Source organism: Rhizobium sp. AG207R, assembly GCF_027109195.1.
Lineage (GTDB): Bacteria > Pseudomonadota > Alphaproteobacteria > Rhizobiales > Rhizobiaceae > Rhizobium > Rhizobium dioscoreae.
The window spans coordinates 379,626-404,862 of sequence record NZ_JAEPVT010000004.1 but is presented as its reverse complement, the minus strand read 5'-3'; the positions used below and the strand labels follow the sequence as shown (position 1 = coordinate 404,862).

Here is a 25,237-nt window from a genome sequence, read left to right as displayed (position 1 = left end):
TCGATTGACTGAAATCGCAAAACTGTGCCAGTTTTGGTATGGGTTTGCACAAATTACCCATAATTTTTGACGGATTGAACAAGATCAGGATCGTGCGATGACGCTCGCCAAATATATTCCCGATGATCTCGACCGGCGTATCATCGCTCATCTGCGCGCTGACGGGCGGGCTTCGCTCTCCAAACTGTCCGATGTCTTGGGCGTCGCGCGTGGTACGGTGCAGAACCGGCTGGATCGACTGATAGAGACCGGCACGCTGCTTGGCTTCACCGTAAGGGTTCGGGAAGATTATGAGGAGCAGACCGTGCATGCCGTCATGATGATCGAAGTCGTCGGGAAATCGACGACGCAGGTCATCCGTAAACTGCGCGGCCTTCCCGAAATATATTCGCTGCATACGACGAATGGCAATTGGGATCTGGTCGCCAATATCCGCGCGACCAGCTTGTCGGACTTTGATCGGGTCTTGCGCGAAGTGCGGATGATCGATGGCGTTGCGAACAGCGAGACAAGCCTTTTGCTGAGCAGCCTGTGAGAGGCATCGTTGGCGGATGTGGCCGATGCGAACCGCATACAGCCAGCCATCATGGATTCTCGCGCTGTCGAACGGAAGCGCAGACAGGCCGTGCCCCGCAGCTTGAAAACTCGCGGCTTGTTGTTATGATTTTCGTATGGAACTTGCTCTGCTTGCCCATGCCCTTGCCTGGATCGTGCTTGGTCTGATCGCCGTGACGACGGTCGTTCCGGTCGGGACGAGGTATCCGTTCATGGCGATGGCGAGTATCGATAGCGTCATCCCGTTCGGCCTTCTGGGGTTTTTGTTTGTCATGGCTTACCCGGAAGACCGCCGCATCATTGCTCTTGTGTGCATATTGGTTGCAGCTGCAAGCGAGTCGCTCGCGCTCATCCTGCCGCAGAAGTGCCTCAGGATCGAGCGCGCGATCTTGAAAGTGCTTGCTACGGTTTCGGGCCTGCTTTTGGGCGCATTATTTATGGAGTGCATGCTGCAGGCATCGTAATTTGCCGACAGCACCCAGCCCATTCGACCCCCCTTGCATCCTTTGCGCCTTCTCAAAGCGAATGAATGATCATATCTTCCATATACAACTAACGATCAGACGGCTTGCCGCTTTGGCTCTCCAGCCGATAGCGATGCCCAGGATAAACGAGGCGCGCTGTGGAGACAATGCCGCGCGCCGACCATGTGCGCCTCCAGATCGTCAGGCAGGGTTCGGTCTTCAGGATCGTCAGCAGCTTGCATTCCCAGGCTTGCGGCATGACGGCTTCGACGACATGTTCCGATCCGCTGAGCGGAGCAACGGCCGAGAGATAGGCGTTCGGCGTCATGTCGGTAAAATCCTGCTGCAGATAGTCGGGTGCGGCGTCCGGATGGACATGCCGGTCCTCGATCTGCACGGGCACGCCGTTCTCGCTATGCACGATCAGCGAATGGAAAACCGGCGATCCGATGTCGAGTTCCAACGCGTCGGCAATGTCGGGCGATGCGGCTTCCCGGGCGAGAACGACTACGCTTGCCTGATGGGAATGGCCGCGTTCGGCGATCTCCTCGGCGATGTTGCGGACCTCGAACAGGGCGGAGGCGCCCTTGCGCTCGGCGACGAAGGAGCCGACGCCCTGGATGCGAACGAGCTCGCCTTCATTGGCCAGTTCCCGCAGCGCACGATTGGCCGTCATTTTGCTGACGCCAAGTTCGACCACCAATTCGTTTTCGGAGGGAACGCGATATTTGGGCGGCCACTCGCCACTATGAATGCGGTCGAGTATCATCTGCTTGACGCCGGCATAGAGGGGCGCGGCGTCATTTTCCGCCAGTTCGCGTTTCATCTCGCCGGAACGTTTCATTGCCTATTTCCTTTGCACAGAGTGAATCTGCCTCGAAAACAACTTTCCCACTTGCATATCATAAATTATCACATATGGTACCCTATACAACCTCGCAATCAATCCTAAAAATTAATTGGGAAAGCGGGCAAGCCGGCGAAGATCGGTAGGAAATGCTGCAAGGCTTATTTCAACCTCAGAGGAGCTCTACACGATGAGATTCAGTGCAATTCTCTTGTCAGGCGTCGTGGCTGCCGCCGCTTTTGCCGCGCCGGCCTTCGCCAAGGACTGGAAGACGGCAACGATCACCCTGGAAGGTGCTTACGCGCCGTGGAACATGACGAACGCCGATGGTACGCTCGGCGGCTTCGAGCCGGAGCTTGCCAAGGTTCTGTGCGAACGCGCCAAGATCGATTGCAAGCTCGTCGCTTCCGACTGGGATGGCATGATCCCGGCGCTGAACGCCGGCAAGTTCGACGTCATCATGGATGCTCTGTCGATCACCGACGAGCGCAAGCAGGTCATCGGCTTCACCATTCCTTATGCTGCAACGCCTGCCGCTTTTGCGACCGCCAAGGACAGCCCGCTTGCCAATGCTGCCGGCACCGGCACCACGATCAAGATGACCCCCGGCCAGACCGGCGTTAAGGAAATCGACGTGTTGAAGGAAGCCTTCAAGGGCAAGACCATCGGCATCCAGGCCGCAACCGTCTATGCCAAGTTCGTCTATGACAATTTCGGCTCGATCGCCACGATCCGCGAATACAAGACCGGCGCCGACCGCGATCTCGACCTGCAGAACGGCCGCATCGATCTCGGCTTCGACGATGCCGTCTACTTCGCGAACGCTTTTGCCAGCGCGAATGATTCGCTCGCCTTCACCGGCCCGGAAATCGCCGGTTCCATCTGGGGCGAAGGCGAAGGCCTTGGCATCCGCAAGGCGGATACCGACCTGCGCGACAAGTTCAATGAGGCGATCAAGTCCGCGCTTGCCGACGGTACCATCAAGACCCTGTCGATGAAGTGGTTCAAGGTCGACGTCAGCCCGAATTGATGAGTACGTCTTTGGGCCGTTATCATCGGTCTCCGGCTTTGCGGCCGGAGACCCTATGGTATCCTGACGCCTAAAACTGCCACGGACAGGGATTGGATCTATGGCAAGCTTGCAATTGCTGGGCTTCGGCTCGAACGGGTGGGGCGCGCTGCTGCTTGTTGCCGCCTTGATGACGCTGGCCGTGACGGCGACCGCCTTGGCCATCGGCGCCGTCCTCGGCGCGGCCATTGCCTTCGCGAAGCTCTCGGGAAGCATGGTGTTGAAGACGCTCGGCAATATCTACACCACCGTTTTCCGCGGTGTGCCCGAACTTCTGATTATCTATCTGATCTATTTCGGCGGGTCGTCGGCGGTAACCTCCATCGGCAAATGGCTTGGCTATGAAGGCTTTCTCGGCCTGCCATCCTTTGCCGCCGGTGCTCTCGCTGTCGGCATCATTTCCGGCGCTTATCAGGCAGAGGTTTTCCGTGGAGCCTATCTCGCCATTTCCAAGGGCGAGCTTGAGGCGGCGTCCGCAATCGGCATGCATCGCGGTTTGCGTTTGCGTCGCATCATCATTCCGCAGGTCTTCCGCTTCGCCATTCCCGGGCTCGGCAATGTCTGGCAGCTCAGCCTCAAGGATTCCGCTTTGATCTCGGTCACGGGCCTTGCGGAATTGATGCGCACCAGTCAGGTGGCTGCCGGTTCCACCCGCCAGTATTTCCTTTTCTTCATAGCCGGCGGCATTCTCTATCTGGTCCTGACCAGCCTATCGGATCGCATCTTCAACAAGGCTGAACGTCGCGCCAATCGCAGCATGCCGGCTGCGACGATCGGCCAGGCTTGAGGAGGACGGTATGGATTTCGATTTCCTTTCGAGCACGATGGTCACACTGCTGAAGGCAGTGCCAATGACGCTGCTGCTGTTCTTCCTGTCGATCTTCTTTGGCGGCATTCTGGCGCTTGTCATCGTCGCCATGCGCGTCAGCGGCAATCCGATTCTCTCCGGTTTTGCCAAGGGCTATATTTTCGTGTTCCGCGGCTCGCCGCTGCTGATCCAGATGTTCCTGGTCTTCTACGGTTTGGCGCAATTTTCGATCATTCGCTACTCCTTCCTCTGGCCCTTCCTGCGCGAGCCGGTCGTCTGCGCGATCCTGTCGCTGGCGCTTTGCACCGCCGGCTATTCGGCCGAGATCTTCCGCGGCGGCATCCGTGCCGTTTCGCCGAAGGAGATCGAAGCCGCCCGTTCGATCGGCATGTCCGGCTTCCTGCTGGTGCGTCGCATCATCGCGCCGATCGCCTTCCGGCATGCGCTCCCGGCCTATTCGACCGAGATCGTGCTGATGATGAAGTCGACCGCGCTCGCGAGCCTCGTCACGGTCTGGGAGGTCACGGGCGTTGCGCAGCGGCTGATCTCGCAAACCTACCGCACGATGGAGGTCTTCATCTGCGCGGCGATCATCTACCTCGTGCTGAATTTCATCATTCTGCAGGCCATGGCCCTGCTGGAATATTCTCTGTCCCGCCATCGCCGTGCGATCCCGCCGGCGCTGAAGGCTTAAAGCTTACTGGAGCAGGCAAATCATGCCAGGTGTCACCCGACTTTCCGTCCGCAACATCCGCAAGAGCTTCGGTACTCACGAGGTCTTGCGCGGCATTTCCCTCGATGCACAGGATGGCGATGTGATTTCGCTGCTGGGCGCTTCCGGCTCGGGCAAATCGACCTTCCTTCGCTGCATCAACCTCCTCGAAATCGCCACGGATGGCGAGATCTGGGTGGATGGCGAGCAGATCCGCATGGTCCACAAGAATGGCAAAAGCTATCCGGCGAGCCATAAGCAGGTGGATCATATCCGCTCCGAACTCGGCATGGTCTTCCAGAGTTTCAATCTCTGGTCCCATATGACGATCCTGCAGAATGTCATCGAGGGGCCGGTTCATGTCCTGAAGCGTCCCCGCGCAGAATGCATCGCCGAGGCCGAAGTGCTGCTGGAAAAAGTCGGTATTGCCGACAAGCGCCACGCCTATCCCGCGCATCTTTCCGGCGGGCAGCAGCAGCGAGCGGCGATTGCCCGCGCGCTTGCCATGAAGCCGAAGCTCATGCTGTTCGACGAACCGACCTCGGCGCTCGATCCTGAGCTTGTCGGCGAAGTGCTGCGTGTCATGCGCTCGCTTGCCGAAGAAGGCACGACGATGCTGGTCGTCACCCACGAGATGAGCTTTGCCCGCAACGTCTCCAACCGCGTCGTCTTCATGAAGGAAGGCCTCGTCGAAAGCACCGGCACGCCGGACGAGATGTTCGGCAGCGGCGCCTCGCCGGCCTTCCGTCAATTCATCGGCCATTTCGGAAATGGGCAATGACCGTCATCGTCGATAAGTCGCTATCCTGGCGCGACGTCGTTCGTGTTGGCGGCGGTGAGCCGCTGATCCTCTCCGACAAAGCCTGGAAGCGCGTTGAGCAGGCAAACCGCATCGTCGAGCGTATCGTCGAAACGGGCGTGCGCGCCTATGGCGTCAACACCGGCGTCGGCGCGCTCTCCGATACGGTGGTCGATCGCGATTCCCAGAGCCGGCTCTCGCGCAACATCATCTTGAGCCATGCCTGCGGTGTCGGCCCGCTTCTGCCGGCGCGCGAGGTGCGCTCGATCATTGCGGCGCAGATCGCCAATTTCGCCCATGGCTATTCCGGTGTGCGGCCCGAGATCGTCAGGCATCTTGCTGCGTTTCTCGAATATGACTGCATTCCGGAAGTCCCGTCCAAAGGCTCTGCCGGCTATCTCACACACAATGCCCACATCGCTCTCGTTCTGATCGGCGAGGGCAGAGCTGTCGTGAAGGGCAAGCTGATGAGTGGTGCAGAGGCGCTCGCAGCGATCGGTCTGCCTCCCCTGGTACTGGGTGCCAAGGAGGGTTTGAGCCTCGTCAACGGCACGGCATGCGCCACGGGATTGTCGGCGCTTGCAGTCTCGCGTGCCGAACGCCTGCTCGATTGGGCCGATGCCATCGCCGCGCTGACCCTGGAAGCCGTAGGCTGCCAGATGGCAGCTTTCGAGGGAAATGTGCTTGCGCTGCGTCCATCGGCCGGGATCGCCAAGGTCGGGCGCAGGCTTCGCAGCCGCTTGAATGGCAGCGGCCTTGTCGCTGCTGCCCTTGGGCGGCGGACGCAGGATGCTCTGAGTCTGAGATCGGTACCTCATGCCCATGGCGCAGCCTGGGATGTCTTCGAGCAGACGGCGCGCATTGTCGATCAGGAACTGGCTTCGGTCACCGATAATCCGGCCGTTTCGGGTACGCCGGAGGAGCCGATCGTCTCGTCCGAAGCCCATGCCGTTGCCCCCGCCCTCGGCCAGGCGGCTGATAGTCTGGCGATCGCGATCGCCCAAATTGCCGCGATGAGCGAGCGGCGGACGGATCGTCTCGTCAATCCCCTGGTCAGCGGCCTGCCGCCGTTCCTTGCGAGCGACGCCGGCAGCCATTCCGGCTTCATGATCGCGCAATACACGGCTGCCGCGCTGAGCAACGACAACCGGCGTCTCGCCGCGCCCGCATCGCTTGACGGCGGACTGACCTCCGGCCTGCAGGAGGATTTTCTGGCCCATCCGACAGCGGCGGCCAACAAGCTGCTCGCGATCCTCGATAACGCGGAATACATCCTGGCGATCGAACTGATGGCGGCGGCCCAGGCGCATGATTTTCTTACCTCGCACGGGACGCGGGCGCCGGGAACCGAGCGTATCTACGCGGCCGCCCGTTCCTGCGTGCCCATCTATGGCGATGACCGTCCGCTGAATGCGGATATGGAAGCCTTGCGGGGCATGATCGCCAAGATCGCGCCACCTGCGGAAGATGAAACTGGAGCATGAAATGACTGCGGAATTCGACCTTGCCGTCATTGGCCTCGGCGCAATGGGAAGTGCAGCCTTGTCTTTCGCCGCAGCGCGCGGTGCAAAGGCGATCGGGATCGAGGCACATTTCCCCGCCCATGTGCTCAGCTCCTCGCATGGCGACAGCCGCCTGATCCGCCTCGGCTACTTCGACGATCCGTCCTATGTTCCGCTGCTGAAGCGTGCCTATCAAAACTGGCGCTCACTGGAGGCGCGGCTGCGGGCCGAAATCCTGACCGTCACGGGTGTCCTGCAGATTGGCACGCCCGACAGCAAGATCGTCAGCGGCACGCGCGCCTCCTGTGACATGCATGGATTGCCGCACGAGATACTCGATCGCGATGCCATGAAGCGGCGCTTTCCGGCTTTTGCGCTGGAAGAAGGGGAGGTCGGCGTGCTCGATCCGCAGGGCGGCTATGTCAGGCCTGAAGCAGCGATCATGGGCTATTTGAAGCTTGCGGCGGAAGATGGTGCCGTTTTGCATTTCGGCGAGCGCGTTGTCGTGATCGAGCCCGACGATACGGGCGTGACGGTCGTTTCCTCGACGGGACGATATCGCGCCCGCAAGGTGATCGTTGCAACAGGTGCATGGATTGCCGAACTCGTGCCACAGCTGAAGGCGCACGCACAGCCGATCCGCCAGGTGGTTGCCTGGTATCAGCCGAGGGACGGTTTTGTTGCTGAGCCGCAGCGCATGCCCTGCTTCCTGCGGGATGAAGGCGCCGAAGGCTCCTATTTCGGCTTTCCGGCCATTGGCATCGATGGTGTGAAAATCGGCCGCCATGCTCACTTCAGGGAGCCGATCGATCCCGCCATGCCCAATCCGCCGGTCAATGACGCCGACACCGATCTGCTCGACAGCTTCGCCCGCAAGCGCTTGCCGAATGCCGCGTCATATCGCGTGCGGGCGACGACCTGCCGCTATACAATGCTGCCGAGCGAAGATTTTCTCATCGATAAAGTGCCTGGACAGCCGAATGTGGTGGTCTCGTCAGCCTGTTCCGGCCACGGCTTCAAGTTTACGAGCGTGGTCGGCGAGATACTCGCCGATCTGGCGCTCCAAGGCGGCAGCGCGCTGCCGACTGCTCTGTTCTCCTTCGAAAAGCACTTGGCGGCCAACCCGCTTAGCCGCCAATTTCGCAGATGACCTAGCCGATCGTCATACGTCGCAAGACATCCGATTTGAAATAGAAGTGCTGAACAAACGCTCCGAATATGTGCAGTACGACGGCGATCCAAAGCAGCGTCTTGATCGGGCCGCCATGGACGAAGGCGGCTGTATCGATACCGAAATAGTAGGCTGCCATTCCCGATAGGGGCATTGCGAAGATCAGTGCGTAGAGCAGGAAATGCGTGATGTTTGCGATGTAATGTAGAAATGCGGGCTGATTGTCGGGCAATGCTGGGACATCGGACACCAATCTCAGGCAAAGGCGCACGATAGCCAGCAGCAGGATCGCGATACCGGCATAGGCATGGATGTTGGCACTGGCGACATCGGCCGGTGTTGGCACCTGGCCATGCCGCACAAGACGCCGCCACGCGTTCATGCCATCGGGAAACAGGAGATTGAAAAAGATGAGAATGGCCATGAGCCAATGAAGAATGCGTTGCGGAGCAGAGTAGGTCGATCTGGCAGGCATCGGGTCTCCTTAAATTGGAATTGTTCTAAAGGTAGAACATGATTCTAACGAGAACCTGAATGCGAGCCTTCCAGCGTACTTCGTTCGGCATCCTCATATCCTGGCGCATACCTGGCGGTATCCTGAGGGCGCCAGCCTTCGCGTCCGGCTAGGGAGGTGCCCGGAAGGCTGTTAAGCTCTTCCGGGGCTCCGGGCTTCCTCACATCAGCTGAGCACCGCGCGCGGTTCGAGAAATGATTCCAGGCCGAAGGCGCCGAATTCTCGGCCTATGCCCGAGTGCTTGAAGCCGCCGAAGGGTGCAGTCGGTTCATGCGGCGCGCCATTGATGACGACGCGGCCCGCTTCGATGCGATCCGCCATCCGCTTTGCCCTGTCGACATCGGCGGAGAAGATGTAGGCCTGCAAACCATAGACGGTGTCATTGGCGATCTCGAGTGCATGCGTCTCATCGCGATAAGGGATGACGCAGAGTACCGGTCCGAAAATCTCTTCGCGAGCGATCCTCATGTCGCTATTGACGCGGGAGAAGATGGTTGGACGAACGAACCAGCCGCGATCGACCCCTTCCGGCCGGCCTTCACCACCCGCGAGCAGCCACGCGCCTTCTTCCTGGCCGAGACGGATATAGGATTGCACGCGATCCCATTGTTTCCGGCTGACCATGGGGCCGATCCTGACGGCGGGATCGCTTGCATCGCCCACCTTGAGTGTCGCAACCGCTTGAGTCAGACGATCGTGGATTTCCGCCAGCCGGCCTTCGGGCGCGAGAATGCGTGTGCCGGCGATGCAGGCCTGGCCGCTATTGGCAAATCCGGCTGCCAAGACCTGCGGGATGACAAGATCGAGATCGGCATCGTCGAGAATGATGTTTGGGCTCTTGCCGCCAAGCTCAAGCGTCACGCGCTTAAAGGTCGCCGACGCCGCCTGAAGGATCGCCCGTCCCGTCACCGTCGAGCCGGTGAAGCTGATCTTTGCGATGTCGTGGTGGCTGCTGAGAGCGGCGCCTACCACATGGCCGTAGCCGTTGACGATGTTGAAAATCCCATTCGGCAGGCCGGCCGCATGCAGGCACTCGGTGAGGAGTTGCGTCTGGATCGCGCTCATCTCGGAGGGCTTGATGACCATGGTCGCGCCTGCAGCGATGGCTGTGGCCAGCTTGTTGCAGATGAAGCCGTAATTGCTGTTCCAGGGCGTGATCGCGGCTGCAACACCGGCTGGGCGCATCTCTATTTCCGCATGGCCGATACGGCGGCGAAATTCATAGGTTTCGAGTGTCTTGGCCATGTTGAGGAATGCCGTGGCGGCATGTGGCACCGAAAAACCGATGAAGGATGCCGGCGCGCCATATTCCTCGCGCATGGCGTCGGTGAGGTCTGAGGCTCTGGCCGCAACGGCGTCGTGCAGGCTGTGCAGCATGGCGACGCGCTCGGCCTTCGAGCTTTGCGACTGGCTCGCAAATGCCGCCTTGGCGGCGCTGACAGCGTTGTCGACATCCTGCTCGTCGCCAAGGCATACGGTGCCGATCCGCTCTTCCGTGGCCGGGTTGAAAAGAGGTGCTTCCTCTTTGCCATGGGGCCGAACGAAGCTGCCATTGATGTAAATCGTATCTATCGCGCGCATGAGCGTCTCCTTCATCTTCACGACAGAGGTAAGATGCGCTATCTGTTCGGTCTAGTAGGACAAAGTGGGACAGGCTGATAAGGAAAATCGCGCAATGAAGGCTAGTCTGGCGGAGCTTGAGGCGATCGCTGCGGTTGCCCGCCATGGCGGTTTTCGCGCGGCCGCCCGCGAACTCGGGATGTCCTCCTCGGCGCTCAGCCACGCGGTCGCAACACTGGAGGAGCGCCTGTCCGTACGGATATTCAACAGGACGACGCGCAGTGTCACGCTATCGGATGCCGGTGAGCGCTTCGTGGCGGAAGTGGCGCCGGCGCTTGTGGCAATCGACAGGGCTATCGAAAATGCAGGCCTGTCTTCCGGTACGATATCAGGCACGCTTCGTCTCAATATGGCGCCCGGCGCAGCGCGCATACTACTGACGCCGCTTATTCTCGAATATGGCCGGCGCTATCCTGATGTCGAAATCGAGATCGTCACCGATAACGCCTTGGTCGATGTCATCGGCAAGGGCTTTGACGCCGGCATCCGGATTGCCGAGGCAGTTCCGACCGATATGGTCGCAATCCCGATTATTCCGACGCTGCGCTCGCTGGTCGTCGGCTCACCTGCCTATTTCAGCAACAGGCCATACCCGCTTGTTCCGGGCGATCTCCTGCGACATCGCTGCATCCGTGCTCGCATGGCGAGCGGCAAGCTTTATCGCTGGGAGTTCGAGCGGCACGGCCAGTCCATCCTTGTCGATGCACCGGGAAGCCTCACCCTCGATGCTTCCGACCTGATGTTAAGCGCTGCGCTCGAGGGGGCGGGGCTGGCCTATATCAGCGAAGCCTCCGTTGCCGGGCACATAGCGGCGGGCAATCTGATCGCGGTGCTGGAGGATTGGAGCCCACCCTATCCGGGGCTCAGCCTGTATTTCGCCGAGCGCCGCCAGATGCCGGCCCGATTGCGGGCCTTGATTGATCTGATCCGCGAGCACAATGCGTCCCGCTGAACGTCGGTGAAAGATTAAGTTTCAGACATGAATCTCCATAGCGCTTGAGTGGCGCCATATCGAGATGTAGCCATATCGCCTGAGATATCGTCGAGATGATTGTTTGGAAGGTGAGCGTGTCATGGACCAGAAGATCGAAGCCGTTCTCGAAGCCTATCATGAGCTAATTCGCGAAGAGCACAGCAAGCCGAGGGAAATGCCGCCGGGCGGGCGTGACGGTGGTCAGGATCGTCGGTTGAGGGCGGTCGGACCGGAGACGGGTCGCTTCATCAACATTCTGGCGAAGAGCCTGAAGGCGCCCACCATTCTGGAGCTTGGCACATCCTTCGGCTATTCAGGTATCTGGCTTGCCGAGGCCGCGCGCGCCAGCGGCGGCAAGCTTATTTCCATGGAGTTGCACGCCTATAAGACCGAGTTTGCCAGAGAGATGGCCGAAAAGGCGGGGTTATCGGCGCATATCGATTTCCAGATCGGCGATGCGGTGGAGATGATCAAGGCGCTGTCGTCCGGCGTCGATTTCGTGCTCGTTGACCTGTGGAAGGATCTCTACATCCCATGCCTTGAGGCCTTCTATCCGAAGCTCAATGCCGGCGCGATCATTGTGGCCGACAATATGTTCATGCCCGGGAATGAGGATGTGAAACGCTATGGCGAAGCCGTTCGCGCCAAACCTGGCATTACCTCTGTTCTGTTGCCCGTCGGCTCCGGGATCGAAGTTAGCCGCTACGATCCTGTATAAGGACTGGAGGCAGGCGGCGGTTCATTCCTGAGCCGCCGCCTGCTTGAGTTTACTTGCCGGCGTCCTTGGCTGCCTTTTCGATGACGGCGGCGACCTTTTCCGGCTGCGAGGCGAAGATGGCATGGCTTGCCTTGATTTCGGTCACGTCGCTGCCGGCGCGCTTTGCCATGTCGCGCTCAAGCTCGGGGTTGATGGAGCGGTCGTTGGTTGCGACGACCGCCCAGCTCTTCTTCGCCCTCCAGGCGGGATCGCCGACTTTGGCGGTGAAGGCGGCCTTCGACGCGAAAACCTGTGACTTCGCCAGAAAATTGGCTTCATCCTTCGGCAGGTCGGCGGCAAAGTCAGCAGCGAAAGTCGCCGGATCGAGATAAAGATACTGGCCGTCCTTGGTTTCGCGGATGTTCATGCTACCTGCCGGCTTCGAGCTCGCAAGGCTGATCAGGCTCTCGCCCTTGTCGGGCTGGAACGCTGCGACATAGACGAGACCGGCAACATCAGGGCGATTGCCCGCTTCGGTGATGACCATGCCGCCATAGCTGTGGCCGACGAGCAGGCTCGGCCCGTTCTGAAGGTCGAGCACGCGATTGGTGGCGGCGACATCGTCGGCGAGCGAGGTGATGGGTTCCTGCACGACCGTGACCTTGAAGCCGTCCTTTTCAAGGATCTCGGCGGTCTTGCGCCATCCCGAACCGTCGGCAAGGGCGCCGTGGACGATAACGATGTTCTTGATCTCGGCTGCCTGCGCAGCAAAGGCAAAGGTGCTTGCGGCAAGGCCGAGAGCGATGATGGAGAGAAAACGGGTCTTCATGGGTATAACTCCTGTCAGTTGAGCTTCATGCTTGGGGGTGAAGGGGAATTTCAGCCGAAGGTGAAGGCGTAGGCCTGCACCCCGGGATCGAGGAAACGGATTTCGAAGTTGCGGGCGGTGATGTCGCCGGACTGGCGGACGAGCTGATAGAGCTTGGTGGCCGTCACTGTGCCGTTGCCGTCGGCGTCGATATCGGAACCGTGGTCGGCGCCGGGCGCCTTTCCATCCACGGTTACTTGGAAGCGGATCGGCTTTCCATCTGCCGAGGGACCGAGGACGAGGTGCAGGTCGCGGGCGCTGAAGCGGTAAGTGATGCCGCCGCCTGCCTTATCGAGCGATGCCTGTTCCGGGCCGATTGTCCAGGTGCCCGTCAGGCCCCATTGATTGAGGCCGGGATTGGCAATGGAATAGTCGGCGGTCGTATCTGCCTTCAGCCCTTCGGGGGAGACGAAGCCTGTTGCCTGGCTATAGCCGATATAGGTTTCGCCGGAGCGGATATGGCTGAGGTCCGGGCTTGCTTCCGCACCCTTTGCATTCGGAACCACAGGGGCGCTCTGGGCCATGTCGCTGCCTGCTTCGCGCAAGAGGTCCTGGATTGCCTGTTCGGTCTGGCGGTAGTTGCCTTCGCCGAAATGCTGGTAGCGGATCTGTCCCTTGGTATCGATCAGATAATGGGCAGGCCAGTAGTTGTTTTCGAAGGCTCGCCAGATGCGATAGTCGTTGTCGATCGCAACGGGGTAGCTGATCTTGAAGTCGGCGACCGCCTTCTTGACGTTGTCGACATTCTTCTCGAAGGCGAATTCCGGAGCATGGACGCCGATGACGACGAGGCCCTGATCCTTATACTTTTCCGCCCAGGCACGAACATAGGGGATGGTGCGGATGCAGTTGATGCAGGAATAAGTCCAGAAATCGATGAGGACGACCTTGCCGCGAAGCTCGGCCGTCGTCAGCGGCTGCGAGTTCAGCCAGGTGACCGCGCCATCGAGCGACGGAGCGGGGCCTTCGACGGGAAGATCGCTGTGGAACGGGCGCACCGCGTCTGTCGCAACCTTGACGGCGCTGTTGCTGGCAACCTCGGTTTCCGGGGCTGAGGTCTTGGGGTGCAGCTTCTCTAGCAAGGCCTGCTCGAAGGAACCGGTGCTTGCGTAGGAGAGGCGGGCGAGCAGGCCGGTATCGAGGCCAACGGCGATCGCTGCAACACCGGCCAAAACGGCGGCGCCAGCGAATTGGCGGATGCGTTCGCTGACGCCGAGAGACTGCTTCATGCGGGCAAAGATCTTGCCGCCGGCAAAGAGAGCAACGGCAAGCGAGGTCGCGGCACCGGCACCATAGGCAAGCAGCAGGAATGTCGTCTGCAGATTGGCGCCCTTCAAAGCCGCACCAGTCAGGACCAGTCCGAGGATCGGGCCGGCGCAAGGTGCCCAAAGCAGGCCGGTTGCGATGCCAAGCACGAAGGAGCTTCTGACGCTCGCTGTTGCCCGATTGGCCCCGGCGGCGTTCAGCAGGTTGTTGCCGAGATCGACGGCCGGTCGGGAGAGGGCGCTGGCGATACGCGGCGAAATCAAGCTCAGGCCGAAGACGCCGAGCAGAACGATCGCCGCGAGGCGGCCATATTCATTGGCGCGGATCGCCCAGGCACCGCCGACAGCAGCCAGCGTCGCGACGACAGCAAAGGTGAGCGCCATGCCCGCAAGCATGGGAAGCGTGCTGCGGACGAAGGGTTGTCCTGCACGGGCAAAGACGAAGGGGAGGATGGGCAGGATGCACGGACTGAGAATCGTCAGCGCTCCTCCGAGATAAGCTATGATAAGAAGCGTCATCGTTCTTGTTCCTTTAGAAGCGATTGAGCGGCTGCGAACGGCCAGGTGCCGTGTGCAGCAGTGACGCTATCTGCCGGTGGCGACGTATCTCAAATGTGTCTGATTGGATGGCAGAATGTACCGAAACGTCGATGTCTCGGGCTGCGATACATTGCGATACAAATTGATTGTCGCGAGCCGATTTGGACGGGGGTCTCGGCGCCTATCGATTGTTTGCGGGTCAGGCCTAGTGGATTGTATCACACTGTATCTGTGCCGCCTGAAGCTACAAAGGCATTCAAAACGCCACCGGCTGCGACACATCGGCGATACATGCGGCTGGCTTTCTTATGCTCACGATCCAATCGACAGGAGATAGAGATGTCCGAGGAAATCAACCACACCCGCCGCCGCTTTTTCGGCATGGCCGCCATCGCCGTCGCCTCCGCCGAATTCGGCCTGCCTGCCATTGCCGGCGCACAAGAAACAAAGGCTTCCGCATCGACCCTGCCGGCGATCAAGGCCGGCACTCACACGTCCTTCGGCGCGCTGAAGCAGATCAATGCCGGCGTGCTCAATGCCGGTTATGCGGAAGCCGGCCCGGCCGATGGCCCGGTCGTGCTGCTGCTGCACGGCTGGCCCTATGATATCTATAGCTTCGTCGATGTCGCACCGCTCTTGGCTGGTGCCGGTTACAGGGTCATCATCCCCTATCTTCGCGGCTACGGGACCACCCGCTTCCTTTCGAAGGACACGCCGCGCAATGGCCAGCAGGCCGCACTTGCCGCTGATATGATCGACCTTCTCGATGCGCTGAAGATCGATAAGGCCGTCGTTGCCGGCTACGACTGGGGTGGCCGCACCGCTGACATCATGGCGGCTCTCTGGCCTGAGCGTTGCAAGGCGCTGGTCTCGGTCAGCGGCTATCTCATCGGCAGCCAGGAGGTCAACCGCAAGCCGCTGCCGCCGAAGGCGGAGCTTGCCTGGTGGTATCAATTCTATTTCGCCACTGAGCGCGGCCGACTTGGTTACCAGGAAAACCGGCACGATTTCGCAAAGCTGATCTGGCACACCGCCTCGCCGCAATGGGCTTTTGACGATGCCACTTTCGATCGCTCGGCCGCAGCATTCGACAACCCCGACCATGTCGATATCGTCATCCATAACTACCGCTGGCGCCTCGGTCTGGTCGAAGGCGAAGCGAAGTTCGATGCCTATGAAAAGAAGCTCGCCGGAGGTCCGGTGATTTCGATCCCAACCATCACAATGGAGGGCGATGCCAACGGTGCGCCGCATCCGGAGCCTGCGGCCTATCGCGGCAAGTTCTCGGGCAAGTACGAGCATCGCACCATCACCGGCGGCATCGGCCACAATCTGCCGCAGGAAGCGCCGCAGGCTTTCGCCCAGGCTGTAATAGATGTTGATCGTTTCTAGTTCAGCGGTAGCGTGTGGGAGGGTGCCGGCGTAAGCTGGCGCCTCCTGTCGTTGGTGCTATGAGGGAATGTTCGTAGCTCGATGCTTACGATGATGAGTGGGAAATCGAAATGGATCATATCGACCATATCCTGATCGTGGATGACGATCGGGAAATCCGCGAACTGGTGTCGAGCTATCTGAAAAAGAACGGTCTGCGGGCGACAACGGCCGCCGATGGCCGGCAGATGCGCAGTTTCCTCGAGGCCAATTCGGTCGATCTGATCGTGCTCGACGTGATGATGCCTGGTGATGACGGCCTGGTGCTGTGTCGCGAGCTTCGTGCCGGAAAGCACAAGGCGACACCCATTCTGATGCTGACGGCGCGCAGCGACGAAATGGACCGGATCCTTGGCCTGGAAATGGGCGCGGACGATTATCTGGCAAAGCCGTTTGCCGCCCGCGAGCTGCTTGCCCGCATCAAGGCGGTTCTTCGGCGCACCCGCATGCTGCCGCCCAATTTGCAGATCAGCGAAGCCGGTCAATTGTTGGTCTTCGGAGACTGGCGGCTGGATACGGTCGGCCGTCATCTGCTCGATAAGGACGGCACGGAGATCACGCTTAGCGGTGCGGAATACCGCCTGCTGCGCGTTTTCATCGATCATCCGCAGCGGGTGCTCAACCGCGACCAGCTTCTGAATCTCACCCAGGGCCGCGACGCCGATCTCTTCGATCGCTCCATCGACCTGCTCGTCAGTCGTCTTCGTCAGCGGCTGGGGGATGACGCGCGGGAGCCGATGTATATCAAGACGGTGCGCAGCGAAGGCTATGTTTTCTCCGTGCCGGTGGAAATTGCGGAGCTTCGCCCATGACGGTGATCGACCTTCCGGGTCACCGGCCATGGTGGCCGAGTACCCTGCGTGCTCGCATTTCGCTGATCCTGCTGGCTGGCCTCGCAATTGCTTACGGCCTGTCTTTCAGCGTGCTTTATATCGAGCGCTATATGTCGGCAAAGGCGGTCATGCTCGGCACGCTGGAGAACGACGTTGCGACCTCGATCGCGGTTCTTGATCGCCTGCCGGCCGATGAGAGGGCGAATTTCGTCGATTGGCTCAGCCGCGGCAATTACAATTTCGAGCTTGGGACGGGCCTGCCTGGTGTGCCCGATACCTCTGCGCACGGCGCGGAGATCGCCGCCAAGATAGAGGACGCGGTCGGCCATCGCTTTCCCATTCGCATGGAATCGATACCAGGCCCGATCTCGCGGCTGCAGGCACATCTCAATTTGAGCGATGGCAGTCCGCTGACGATCGATGTTACGCCCAAGGGCGTCATGCCGATCGCGGCCTGGCTGCCCTATGTCTTCGTTGTACAGATGCTGCTGATCGTGCTTTGTACCTGGTTTGCCGTCCGCCAAGCGACACGTCCGCTCGCCGAGCTTGCTGCTGCGGCCGATGCGCTCGATCCGAACAACAAGAGCCCGGCCTTGAGCGATCGGGGGCCGAGCGAAGTGGCGCATGCCGCCAGGGCCTTCAACGCCATGCGGGATCGAATAGCGCATTATCTCGAAGAGCGCGTGCAGATCCTTGCGGCGATATCGCACGATCTGCAGACGCCGATCACCCGCATGCGCCTGCGCGCTGACATTGCCGATGATTCGCCGGAGAAAACCAAGCTGCTGCAGGATCTCGGCGAGATCGAGCGTCTGGTGCAGGATGGGATCGCCTATGCACGCAGCGCGCACGGCAATGGCGAGAAGAGCGCCCGCATCGATCTCGCTTCCTTCATCGAAAGCATCAGCTACGATTATCAGGACACCGGCAAGTCCGTCGAGATTCTTGGCCTGATCCAGGGCACGGCGACGACCAAGCCGCATGCGCTCCGCCGCATCCTCACCAACTTCATCGACAATGCCCTGAAATTTGCCGGTGCGGCGGAGATCGCCGTGGAGCGGCGGGATACGGGCCAGATTGCGATCACCGTTCTGGATCGCGGTCCCGGCATTCCGCAGGACCAGATAGAAGCGGCGATGCAGCCCTTCTTCCGGCTGGAGCAATCGCGCAACCGCAACACGGGCGGTACGGGGCTCGGGTTGGCGATTGCCCAGCAGCTCGCCCAGACGCTCGGTGGCTCCGTCAGACTCTATAACCGCGAGGACGGCGGCTTGGCCGCCGAAGTTGTTATTTCCTGATCAGTCCTCAAAAGATCTTCAGGATCTTTGTAAGCATTTGTATCCGGCGTGTTAAGGCCTACGTTTTGTAACACTTCCGGCGATTCCGGAAACATGCCGGATACGTCGATCCATCAAAAACAACTCCGTCAACAGACGTTGCTCCCACGACATAACAGATCGGGCAGCGCAACAAAGGAGTGTTCCATGACCAAGATCGACAAGGTTCTCTACACCGGCAAGACCCACACCATCGGCGGCCGCGACGGCTTCGCGCGCAGCGATGACAACCAGCTGGATGTCAAGCTTTCGCCTCCCGGCAGCGCCCATGCCGGCACCAATCCCGAGCAGCTCTTTGCCGCCGGCTGGTCGGCGTGCTTCATCGGAGCCATGGGCCTGGCCGCTGGCAAGCGCAAGATCAAGCTTCCTGCCGATCTCGCCGTCGATGCCGAAGTGGATCTGGGTACCACGGATGGTGCTTACTTCCTGCAGGCGCGCCTGACCATCAGCATGCCCGGCATCGAGCCAGAGCTTGCCCGTACGCTGGTCGAGGAAGCTCACCAGACCTGCCCCTATTCGAAGGCGACTCGCGGCAACATCAATGTCGAGCTGAAGCTCGCCTGAGAATCGCTCAAGCGTCGATATTGCGCGTCGTTCCGGAAGGTGCGGCGCGCCGAATCGTTAATTTTTCTGCATTGACTATCAAGCAGGCCGGCGCCTGCTTTTCCCTCTGGAGGATCTCATGCGACCAATCATTCTTCTCCTTGCAGGAGCTGCGATTTTTGCCGCTCCCTGCGTCTACGACCCCAGCTCCAACGAGCCTTCGGCGCTTGCGAGCCTCGCCGTTTTGTGGGGCGGTTCGGGCCCCAATCGAGCCCCGAATTAACCATTTGTTAACCATATCAACGGTACACAGGATCAACGATTTATTCACATAGATGACCAAAGTGCTAACAGACGCTCGTTCGATCCGTATCAAGGGCCGCTCTTTTCTTGCGGTCATGCTTTCGCCGGATCTTCCGCTGGATCAGTGGTTGACCAGGCTTGACGACCTCGCAGCCCGTTCGGCCGGCTTCTTTCTGGGGCGGCCGGTCGTGCTCGATATCACCGATCTGCCGATCGACAAGGCGCAGCTCAAGGAGCTGATTGCCGAGCTTTCGGCCCGCAATGTCAGCATCATGGGCATCGAGGGCGGTCGCCCGTCGATATCGGGGCCTGGTATGCCGCCGATCCTGAAGGGTGGGCGTCCGGCTGCCGATTTCGAAGTCTCCGAGGCCGAACCGGTCGTGGAGCGCCGCAATAGCGAGCCCAAGGCGCCGCCGCCGGAAGTTCGTGCGGTTACGCAGTCGCTGATCATCCGCGAGCCGGTACGATCCGGCCAATCGGTGATCTTTCCCGAAGGCGATGTCACTGTCATCGGTTCGGTGGCATCGGGCGCGGAAGTCATTGCGGGTGGATCGGTCCATATTTACGGCGCCCTGCGCGGCCGCGCCATGGCGGGCTCGATCGGCAATGCCTCGGCGCGAATCTTCTGCCGCAAGCTCGAGGCCGAGCTGCTGGCGATCGATGGCATCTACAAGATGGCGGAAGACATATCACCCGGCCTCAAGGGGCAAGCCGTCCAGCTCTGGCTGGATGGTGAAACGATCATGGCCGAAAAACTAATCTGAGCCGAAGCCGGCCAAAACAGGAGAGCAAGATGGGCAAGGTAATCGTCGTCACATCAGGCAAGGGCGGAGTTGGAAAGACGACTTCGACGGCCGCATTGGGGGCGGCTCTGGCACAGAGAAACGAAAAGGTCGTCGTGGTCGATTTCGACGTCGGTCTGCGCAACCTCGATCTGGTCATGGGCGCGGAACGCCGTGTGGTCTATGACCTCGTCAACGTCATTCACGGCGATGCCAAGCTGCCGCAGGCCCTGATCCGCGACAAGCGGCTGGAAACGCTCTTCCTCCTGCCGGCTTCGCAGACCCGCGATAAGGACAATCTGACGCCCGAGGGTGTCGAGCGCGTCATCAACGAGCTCAAGAATTATTTCGATTGGGTCATCTGTGATAGCCCGGCCGGTATCGAGCGCGGCGCCACGCTTGCCATGCGCCATGCCGACGTCGCCGTCGTCGTCACCAACCCGGAAGTCTCCTCGGTGCGCGATTCCGACCGGATCATCGGCCTGCTGGACTCCAAGACGCTAAAGGCGGAGCGCGGCGAGCGCATGGAAAAGCACCTGCTGCTGACCCGCTTCGACGCCGGCCGCGCCGAACGCGGCGATATGCTGAAGGTCGACGACGTGCTGGAGATCCTCTCCATTCCGCTGCTCGGCATCATTCCGGAAAGCACTGATGTCCTGCGCGCGTCCAACCTCGGCTCGCCGGTGACGCTTGCCGATGCGCGCTGCGCGCCGTCGCTTGCCTATTTCGACGCCGCACGCCGTCTTGCCGGCGAGCAGGTGCCGATCACCATCCCTGGCGAAAAGCGGGGTATCTTCGGCAAGATCTTCGCAAGGAGGGCCGCATGAGCATTTTCGGACTGTTCCGCAAGCAGAGATCTGCACCGATGGCGCGTGAGCGCCTGCAGATCCTCCTTGCCCACGAGCGTGCTTCCGTGGGCTCGGATCTCGTATCCGTGCTGAGGGAGGAAATTCTCGCGGTTATCGCCAAGCATGTGCAGGTCGATCGCGACAAAGTGCAGGTGAAGATGGATCGCGACAAGGACGTATCCATGCTGGAGATCGATGTCGAGATCCCGCGCGACGCGGCCTTGAAGGCGGCCTGACTATAGGCCAACGCCTGTCAAATGTGCGAATTCTGTCACATGGAATTCTCGTGTGACAGAATTGCTAGAATTTTCGCACCCGCCTCTTGCAAAGGGTGCGATTCGCGATTATTTGCAGCCCATCACCTGTATCGATGGCCTGCCGCGCTGACATTTCTGTGTCGAGGCGGTGTTCGCTGTCCGGGTCAATAAGCAAGGGCGCTCCCCAGAAATGGGTAGAGCGCCCTTTGCTTTTGTCGCATGCCGGGTGCTTTTCTTGTTCCATGCTATATGCCAGTTTGCAGCGATGAGGCGGGAGGCGGCTGGCTTGAGCGGGTTGAATTATCGATGGAATGCGATCTTCAGATGGCTGCTCACCGGCCTCTTGGTTGCGGCCTGCGCCGTCTCTGCTCGCGCGGCCGATAAGACGATCTTTCTGACTTTCGATGACGGCCCTTTGCCTGGAACGAAGAACATTCTTTCCGTGCTAAGTCAGGAAAATGTCCCCGCCGCCATGTTCATGGTCGGCCAGCATGTCGAAACTATTCCAGCCGGGCGCGATCTCCTGGCAGAAGCCAAGGCGATGCCGCTGGTGACCGTCGGCAATCACAGCTACAGCCACGCCAATAATCGCTATAGACGATACTATTCCAATACCCAGGCCGTGGTTGCCGACATGCTACACGCCAATGAGGTGCTGGGTCTGACGCCGATCGTCAATGCGCGACTGCCGGGCAGGGACGTCTTCCGGCTTCCGACCGTATCGCGGGAGGATCTATCCATCAACGTTGCCCAATGGGAACGCGAGTGGCTGGATTACGAGCTCGTCGCCGAAGCAGGCTTCTATCTCTATGGCTGGGATTTCGAATGGGTGCATAGCGACGACGGCAAGCCGGTCCAATCGGTGGACCATCTCGTCAACGAGATCGACCACCTTTTTCAATACGGTCGTTTCACGCAGCGTGGAAAGATGATCCTGCTCATGCATGACGAGATGTTTCAGGACCAGTTCAATGGTCGCGAAAACCTGCAGTCGCTGATCCGCAAGCTTAGGGAGCGCGGCTACGCTTTCGGCGACATCAGGAATTATGCGCCCTCGAAACCTTGAACACTTCTGTGTCTTCAGGTTCGGGTCTGTGATCTCTCGGACATAGCGCGAAATCACCGTGCATGTTTGCGCGGCAGGGCGAAGGCTCGAGACAGAAGCGATCGTCGTTTTCGAATATGCTCGCCTTATGTATTCGCGCGAGCGTCATAGTTTTCCTGTGCCTCTTCGATGTGCCGCAGATGGTTGATCGCCCATTCGTAGACCGCGCCGAACGGCACTTGAAGCGTCCGGCCAAGATCGGTGATCGAATATTCCACCGCGACCGGTGAGGTTGCCAGCACTCTGCGCGAAATCAGCCCGTTTCTTTCAAGCCGTCGCAATGCCTGGGTCAGCGCCTTGTGAGTAATTCCTTCCAACCTGCGCATGAACTCATTGAAGCGGGTGGGCTTTTCCTCAAGCACGGTCAGTATCATGACGGACCATTTGTTCGCGACCTGATCGAAGAACGAGCGCGCCGCACAGTCCGCGAAGAAGACGTTGTCCACCTTGCCGGGCATCTGGATATCCTCCGGTATATCTACGCACTTTAAGGTGCGTAATTGATCGTAGATTTCCAATGTATATCTACAAGTCACCCGAGCAATCAACACCGGGCTGCCGAGCGGGAAGCTGGCGGACATGCCAGAGATTTCAAAGGAGACTATCAGTGGCAGAGAGCAATTTCGACCTATCGCGGCGCGGTCTGATGACCATCCTTGGAATGACGGTTGCGGCTGCTGCTGCAGGCCCCGGTGCTGCCCTTGCCGCGCCGCCGCGCACCGCCAAGCTTTTCTATACGGTCTCCGGAAAGGGCCGGAACGTAATGCTGCTGCATGGCTGGACGTGTGATTCCCATGACTGGAGTTGGCAATTGCCCGCCCTTGAAAGCCGCTATCGGGTCGTTGCCGTCGATCTGCGCGGCCATGGCTGGTCCGAGATCATGCCATCAGGCAGCTACATGCCTGGCGACTATGTTCGTGACATCGAAGCTCTGATCGAAAGGAAATTCGAGGGTGAGAAATTTATATTGATAGGACATTCCATGGGTGGGCAGGTCGCCGCGCGCCTTGCGGCAAAGCGGCCGGATCTTGTCGATGCGGTTGTATCAGTCGATGGTTCTCTTGGCTTTGCGGACAGCCTTGGGCCGATCTTCAAGAAAACCGTCGACGGCCTCCAGACGCAGAGTCCCGGCGTGGTCGGTCCGGCCCTGTTCGAAAGCGTCTACGACCCTTCAACCGATCCGGCAATCAAGCGCTGGCATGCAAGACGACTTCAGGGAATGCCGGAGCATCCCGTTCGAGAATCCTTCGGACCGCTATTCTTCGGATCTGATCAGGTCGGCCTTGGCAGCAATAGCGAAACCTTCTGCAAGACGATCACAGTCCCTTTCTATCATCTCTGCCGTGACGAGAGCCAGGCCGCACGGATGCGCACATGGTTCTCGAACGAGAAGTCCAAGGTCGATGTCTGGAAGAACGCCGGGCACTGGATCATGCAGGACCGCAAGGACGATGTGAACTCAGCGATCGTGTCTTGGGTGGAGTTACTATGAGCGAGGGGGCTGAGTGCTCCCTTAATGAAGTTCCAAGCTGACAGAAGGAGTCGACGGGGATATCGAGGCAGTCAGGAAACCGTTCGTTGAAGCGGCGGTCTGAACGGCACCATATGACGGAGCGCGTTTCCCTTACAATGGGTATTAGCCTTGCCTCGCCGCAGCTCCTGCTGCGACCGTCAGGATGAAATCGTCGAGCTCCTGTTCCAGGCTTTCGATCGGCAAGCCGACGAAACGCCCTTCGAGGCTGATGCTGACGACGCCATGCACGGCGCCGAAGAGCGTTCTCGCCCGGATTGCACGTGCCGTTTCCGACATGTTCGGCTGCAACTCCGCGAGCGGCTCGGCAATGACGCCCATCAGGAACATATGCTCTTCGAGATGCCATTCGGGGCTCGGGCGGTCATCGGGAGGCCGATGGTCGAACAGCGCCTTCCACAGATTGCGATGGGTGACCGCAAAGCGCAGATAGCCGCGCGCGAGATTGCGCAGCCGGTCCGTCGGTGTGTGATCCTTGACTTCGGCGAGTGTCAGCGATGCTTCCAGCGCCTTCAGGGTTGCCGAATTGACGTGAATGACCAGATCGTCAAGGTCAGCAAAGACAGTGTAAAGACCTCCGAGAGCACAGCCGACATCCTGTGTGACGTCGCGCGCCCTCAGGTTGGAAATCCCATTGGCTGCAATGCGATTGCGTGCCGCCTCGATCAACCTGAGCTTCAGGTCCTCGCGCTTTTCCAGAGTTTTTCTCGCCATTGACAATTCCAATCCGATTTTTTTGAACATCGTTCAAAATTTTTCTTGAACGATGTTCATCATTCTGGCATACATCGTTTCGTGAACATCGTTCATAAACGGGAGACGACAAATGTTCAATTCAATTCTGACGCTCATTCGCGGTCGGGCCTACGATGCCGAACAGGCATTCATCGATCGCAACGCGGTGCCGCTGCTGGCCCAGCAGATCCGCGAGGCGGCCAGCGCGATTCAGTCGGCGCGGCGGGCCGTGGCGATTGCCATCGCGCAGAATGAGCAAGAAAAGAACCGGCACGCAGCGATCATCGGCCGCATTGCGGACTTGGAAACACGCGCCGTCGCCGCCCTGCAGAAGGGAAGCGAAGAACTCGCGCGGGAAGCGGCCGAGGCGATCGCCCAGCTCGAAGCCGAGCGCGACGCATCCGAGAAGGCACAGGCGCAATTCACTCAGACGATCGGCAAACTCAAGGCAACCGTTCGCACATCGGAAGCGCGGCTGCAGGAATTGCAGCGGGGCGAACGCCTGGCGCGCGCCACCGAGCAGACACAGAAGCTCAATGCCGCCTGCGACGACAATTCCGGCCTGGCCACACTCGATGACGCCGAGGAGACGCTTGCCCGTCTTCAGGCCTATCAGAGCCGCTGCGAGATCGCAGCCTCGGCCATGAAGGAGATGGATGCCGCGAGCCGGCAGGCACATATCATCGAAAAACTCGCCAATGCCGGCTGCGGCGCACCGCTCGATCCTTCGGCCGACGACGTGCTTACCCGCCTGCGTGAGCGCATGAATTCAGCAGCCTGAAACCGAACACAACGAACACATTTGAGAGGATACGATCATGAATGACAGCTTTCAGAAACATTCCCAGGCTTGGGTCAGCTTTTCCTACATCTCTTTTGCCGCTGCCGCATTTATGCTCCTCATCGGCCTTTACATGATGCCGATCGATCTCTGGGGTAAAGGCTATCTCGCTATGGGCATCCTGATGCTGGTGCAGACGGCGGTCAACGTCACCAAGACAATCCGAGACAATAGCGAGGCTGACAAACTGATCCGGAAGGTGGAGGATGCCCGTACGGAAAAGCTTCTGGTTAAGTTCAATCGTGACGGTCAGGACTAGTTTTTATTAACGGTGCCATAGGGTTGTA

The 25,237-nt window shown here is 59.7% G+C and carries 28 protein-coding genes; 21 read left to right on the top strand and 7 right to left on the bottom strand.

Features of this window, described 5'->3' with window-relative positions:
- Positions 1-97: 97 nt before the first annotated feature.
- Both JJQ51_RS11905 and JJQ51_RS11900 read left to right on the top strand, forming a co-directional pair.
- Positions 98-535, top strand: a complete 438-nt coding sequence (locus tag JJQ51_RS11905; RefSeq protein ID WP_015343394.1) for an Lrp/AsnC family transcriptional regulator — start codon at positions 98-100, stop codon at positions 533-535.
- Between the two features lie 136 nt (positions 536-671).
- The gene (locus tag JJQ51_RS11900) at positions 672-1,019 is read left to right on the top strand and encodes a hypothetical protein (protein ID WP_113350593.1); all 348 of its coding nucleotides are present in this window, start codon (positions 672-674) and stop codon (positions 1,017-1,019) included.
- 88 nt (positions 1,020-1,107) lie between these two features.
- Here the strand turns inward: JJQ51_RS11900 and hutC are convergent, their stop codons facing one another.
- The gene (gene hutC / locus JJQ51_RS11895) at positions 1,108-1,863 is read right to left on the bottom strand and encodes a histidine utilization repressor (protein WP_069610348.1); all 756 of its coding nucleotides are present in this window, start codon (positions 1,861-1,863) and stop codon (positions 1,108-1,110) included.
- A gap of 193 nt (positions 1,864-2,056) precedes the next feature.
- Between hutC and JJQ51_RS11890 the strand changes: the two genes are divergently transcribed.
- The 6 genes from JJQ51_RS11890 (at position 2,057) to solA (ending at position 7,906) form a co-directional block, all read left to right on the top strand.
- A complete protein-coding gene (locus tag JJQ51_RS11890) occupies positions 2,057-2,896 on the top strand; it encodes a transporter substrate-binding domain-containing protein (RefSeq protein WP_113350592.1) in 840 nt (279 codons plus the stop codon).
- A 100-nt stretch (positions 2,897-2,996) separates the two neighbouring features.
- Positions 2,997-3,722: an ABC transporter permease gene (locus JJQ51_RS11885; RefSeq protein WP_113329653.1), complete on the top strand. Its 726-nt coding sequence runs from the start codon at positions 2,997-2,999 to the stop codon at positions 3,720-3,722.
- Positions 3,723-3,732: 10 nt separating this feature from the next.
- Positions 3,733-4,437 (top strand): ABC transporter permease, encoded by a 705-nt coding sequence (locus JJQ51_RS11880; protein WP_113329654.1) that lies wholly within the window; start codon positions 3,733-3,735, stop codon positions 4,435-4,437.
- A gap of 22 nt (positions 4,438-4,459) precedes the next feature.
- A complete protein-coding gene (locus JJQ51_RS11875; protein ID WP_113329655.1) occupies positions 4,460-5,236 on the top strand; it encodes an ABC transporter ATP-binding protein in 777 nt (258 codons plus the stop codon).
- Complete coding sequence (locus JJQ51_RS11870; protein WP_113395018.1) at positions 5,233-6,738, top strand: HAL/PAL/TAL family ammonia-lyase; 1,506 nt, start codon at positions 5,233-5,235, stop codon at positions 6,736-6,738. Before JJQ51_RS11875 ends, JJQ51_RS11870 begins: the two co-directional genes overlap by 4 nt.
- A 1-nt stretch (position 6,739) precedes the next feature.
- Positions 6,740-7,906 (top strand): N-methyl-L-tryptophan oxidase, encoded by a 1,167-nt coding sequence (gene solA, locus JJQ51_RS11865; RefSeq protein WP_269244756.1) that lies wholly within the window; start codon positions 6,740-6,742, stop codon positions 7,904-7,906.
- A 1-nt stretch (position 7,907) separates the two neighbouring features.
- Here the strand turns inward: solA and JJQ51_RS11860 are convergent, their stop codons facing one another.
- Entirely contained in the window at positions 7,908-8,402 is a 495-nt protein-coding gene (locus JJQ51_RS11860) for a cytochrome b (protein WP_069610354.1), read from the bottom strand.
- A 204-nt stretch (positions 8,403-8,606) separates the two neighbouring features.
- Positions 8,607-10,022 carry an aldehyde dehydrogenase family protein gene (locus JJQ51_RS11855; RefSeq protein WP_113350589.1) on the bottom strand — a complete coding sequence of 472 codons (1,416 nt, stop codon included), beginning with the start codon at positions 10,020-10,022 and terminating at the stop codon, positions 8,607-8,609.
- A 94-nt stretch (positions 10,023-10,116) separates the two neighbouring features.
- On the opposite strand from JJQ51_RS11855, the gene JJQ51_RS11850 reads away from it, so the two are divergent.
- Complete coding sequence (locus JJQ51_RS11850) at positions 10,117-11,013, top strand: LysR family transcriptional regulator (protein ID WP_269244755.1); 897 nt, start codon at positions 10,117-10,119, stop codon at positions 11,011-11,013.
- A 121-nt stretch (positions 11,014-11,134) separates the two neighbouring features.
- Positions 11,135-11,752, top strand: coding sequence for an O-methyltransferase (locus JJQ51_RS11845; protein ID WP_113329659.1), 618 nt, complete (start codon positions 11,135-11,137; stop codon positions 11,750-11,752).
- A 49-nt stretch (positions 11,753-11,801) separates the two neighbouring features.
- On the opposite strand, the gene JJQ51_RS11840 is transcribed toward JJQ51_RS11845, so the two are convergent.
- Together JJQ51_RS11840 and JJQ51_RS11835 are read right to left on the bottom strand one after the other, a co-directional pair.
- Entirely contained in the window at positions 11,802-12,560 is a 759-nt protein-coding gene (locus JJQ51_RS11840; RefSeq protein ID WP_113329660.1) for an alpha/beta fold hydrolase, read from the bottom strand.
- 50 nt (positions 12,561-12,610) lie between these two features.
- A complete protein-coding gene (locus JJQ51_RS11835) occupies positions 12,611-14,383 on the bottom strand; it encodes a cytochrome c biogenesis protein DipZ (protein ID WP_269244754.1) in 1,773 nt (590 codons plus the stop codon).
- A 360-nt stretch (positions 14,384-14,743) separates the two neighbouring features.
- On the opposite strand from JJQ51_RS11835, the gene JJQ51_RS11830 reads away from it, so the two are divergent.
- From JJQ51_RS11830 to JJQ51_RS11795, 8 genes are all read left to right on the top strand, one after another.
- On the top strand, positions 14,744-15,796 hold the full coding sequence (locus tag JJQ51_RS11830; RefSeq protein WP_269244753.1) for an alpha/beta fold hydrolase: 1,053 nt from the start codon (positions 14,744-14,746) through the stop codon (positions 15,794-15,796).
- Positions 15,797-15,906: 110 nt separating this feature from the next.
- Positions 15,907-16,647: a response regulator gene (locus tag JJQ51_RS11825; RefSeq protein ID WP_113329663.1), complete on the top strand. Its 741-nt coding sequence runs from the start codon at positions 15,907-15,909 to the stop codon at positions 16,645-16,647.
- The gene (locus JJQ51_RS11820) at positions 16,644-17,966 is read left to right on the top strand and encodes an ATP-binding protein (protein WP_269244752.1); all 1,323 of its coding nucleotides are present in this window, start codon (positions 16,644-16,646) and stop codon (positions 17,964-17,966) included. The genes JJQ51_RS11825 and JJQ51_RS11820 overlap by 4 nt, the downstream gene beginning before the upstream one ends.
- Before the next feature lie 186 nt (positions 17,967-18,152).
- Positions 18,153-18,569, top strand: a complete 417-nt coding sequence (locus JJQ51_RS11815) for an organic hydroperoxide resistance protein (protein ID WP_113329666.1) — start codon at positions 18,153-18,155, stop codon at positions 18,567-18,569.
- Positions 18,570-18,883: 314 nt separating this feature from the next.
- The gene (minC, locus tag JJQ51_RS11810) at positions 18,884-19,615 is read left to right on the top strand and encodes a septum site-determining protein MinC (RefSeq protein ID WP_069610362.1); all 732 of its coding nucleotides are present in this window, start codon (positions 18,884-18,886) and stop codon (positions 19,613-19,615) included.
- Between the two features lie 29 nt (positions 19,616-19,644).
- On the top strand, positions 19,645-20,460 hold the full coding sequence (gene minD, locus JJQ51_RS11805; protein ID WP_095437032.1) for a septum site-determining protein MinD: 816 nt from the start codon (positions 19,645-19,647) through the stop codon (positions 20,458-20,460).
- Positions 20,457-20,717 carry a cell division topological specificity factor MinE gene (gene minE / locus JJQ51_RS11800; RefSeq protein ID WP_112344625.1) on the top strand — a complete coding sequence of 87 codons (261 nt, stop codon included), beginning with the start codon at positions 20,457-20,459 and terminating at the stop codon, positions 20,715-20,717. Before minD ends, minE begins: the two co-directional genes overlap by 4 nt.
- 307 nt (positions 20,718-21,024) lie before the next feature.
- Positions 21,025-21,804 carry a polysaccharide deacetylase family protein gene (locus JJQ51_RS11795; RefSeq protein ID WP_152095421.1) on the top strand — a complete coding sequence of 260 codons (780 nt, stop codon included), beginning with the start codon at positions 21,025-21,027 and terminating at the stop codon, positions 21,802-21,804.
- A 125-nt stretch (positions 21,805-21,929) separates the two neighbouring features.
- Here JJQ51_RS11795 and JJQ51_RS11790 read toward each other — a convergent pair whose 3' ends face one another.
- Complete coding sequence (locus tag JJQ51_RS11790; protein WP_308936578.1) at positions 21,930-22,424, bottom strand: winged helix-turn-helix transcriptional regulator; 495 nt, start codon at positions 22,422-22,424, stop codon at positions 21,930-21,932.
- 26 nt (positions 22,425-22,450) lie between these two features.
- Between JJQ51_RS11790 and JJQ51_RS11785 the strand changes: the two genes are divergently transcribed.
- Complete coding sequence (locus tag JJQ51_RS11785) at positions 22,451-23,335, top strand: alpha/beta fold hydrolase (protein ID WP_233788571.1); 885 nt, start codon at positions 22,451-22,453, stop codon at positions 23,333-23,335.
- A 144-nt stretch (positions 23,336-23,479) separates the two neighbouring features.
- Here JJQ51_RS11785 and JJQ51_RS11780 read toward each other — a convergent pair whose 3' ends face one another.
- On the bottom strand, positions 23,480-24,088 hold the full coding sequence (locus tag JJQ51_RS11780) for a TetR/AcrR family transcriptional regulator (RefSeq protein ID WP_152095422.1): 609 nt from the start codon (positions 24,086-24,088) through the stop codon (positions 23,480-23,482).
- A gap of 112 nt (positions 24,089-24,200) precedes the next feature.
- Between JJQ51_RS11780 and JJQ51_RS11775 the strand changes: the two genes are divergently transcribed.
- Positions 24,201-24,890 (top strand): PspA/IM30 family protein, encoded by a 690-nt coding sequence (locus JJQ51_RS11775; RefSeq protein WP_152093206.1) that lies wholly within the window; start codon positions 24,201-24,203, stop codon positions 24,888-24,890.
- 37 nt (positions 24,891-24,927) lie between these two features.
- Positions 24,928-25,209 (top strand): YiaA/YiaB family inner membrane protein, encoded by a 282-nt coding sequence (locus JJQ51_RS11770; RefSeq protein WP_069610368.1) that lies wholly within the window; start codon positions 24,928-24,930, stop codon positions 25,207-25,209.
- The last annotated feature ends 28 nt before the right edge of the window (positions 25,210-25,237 follow it).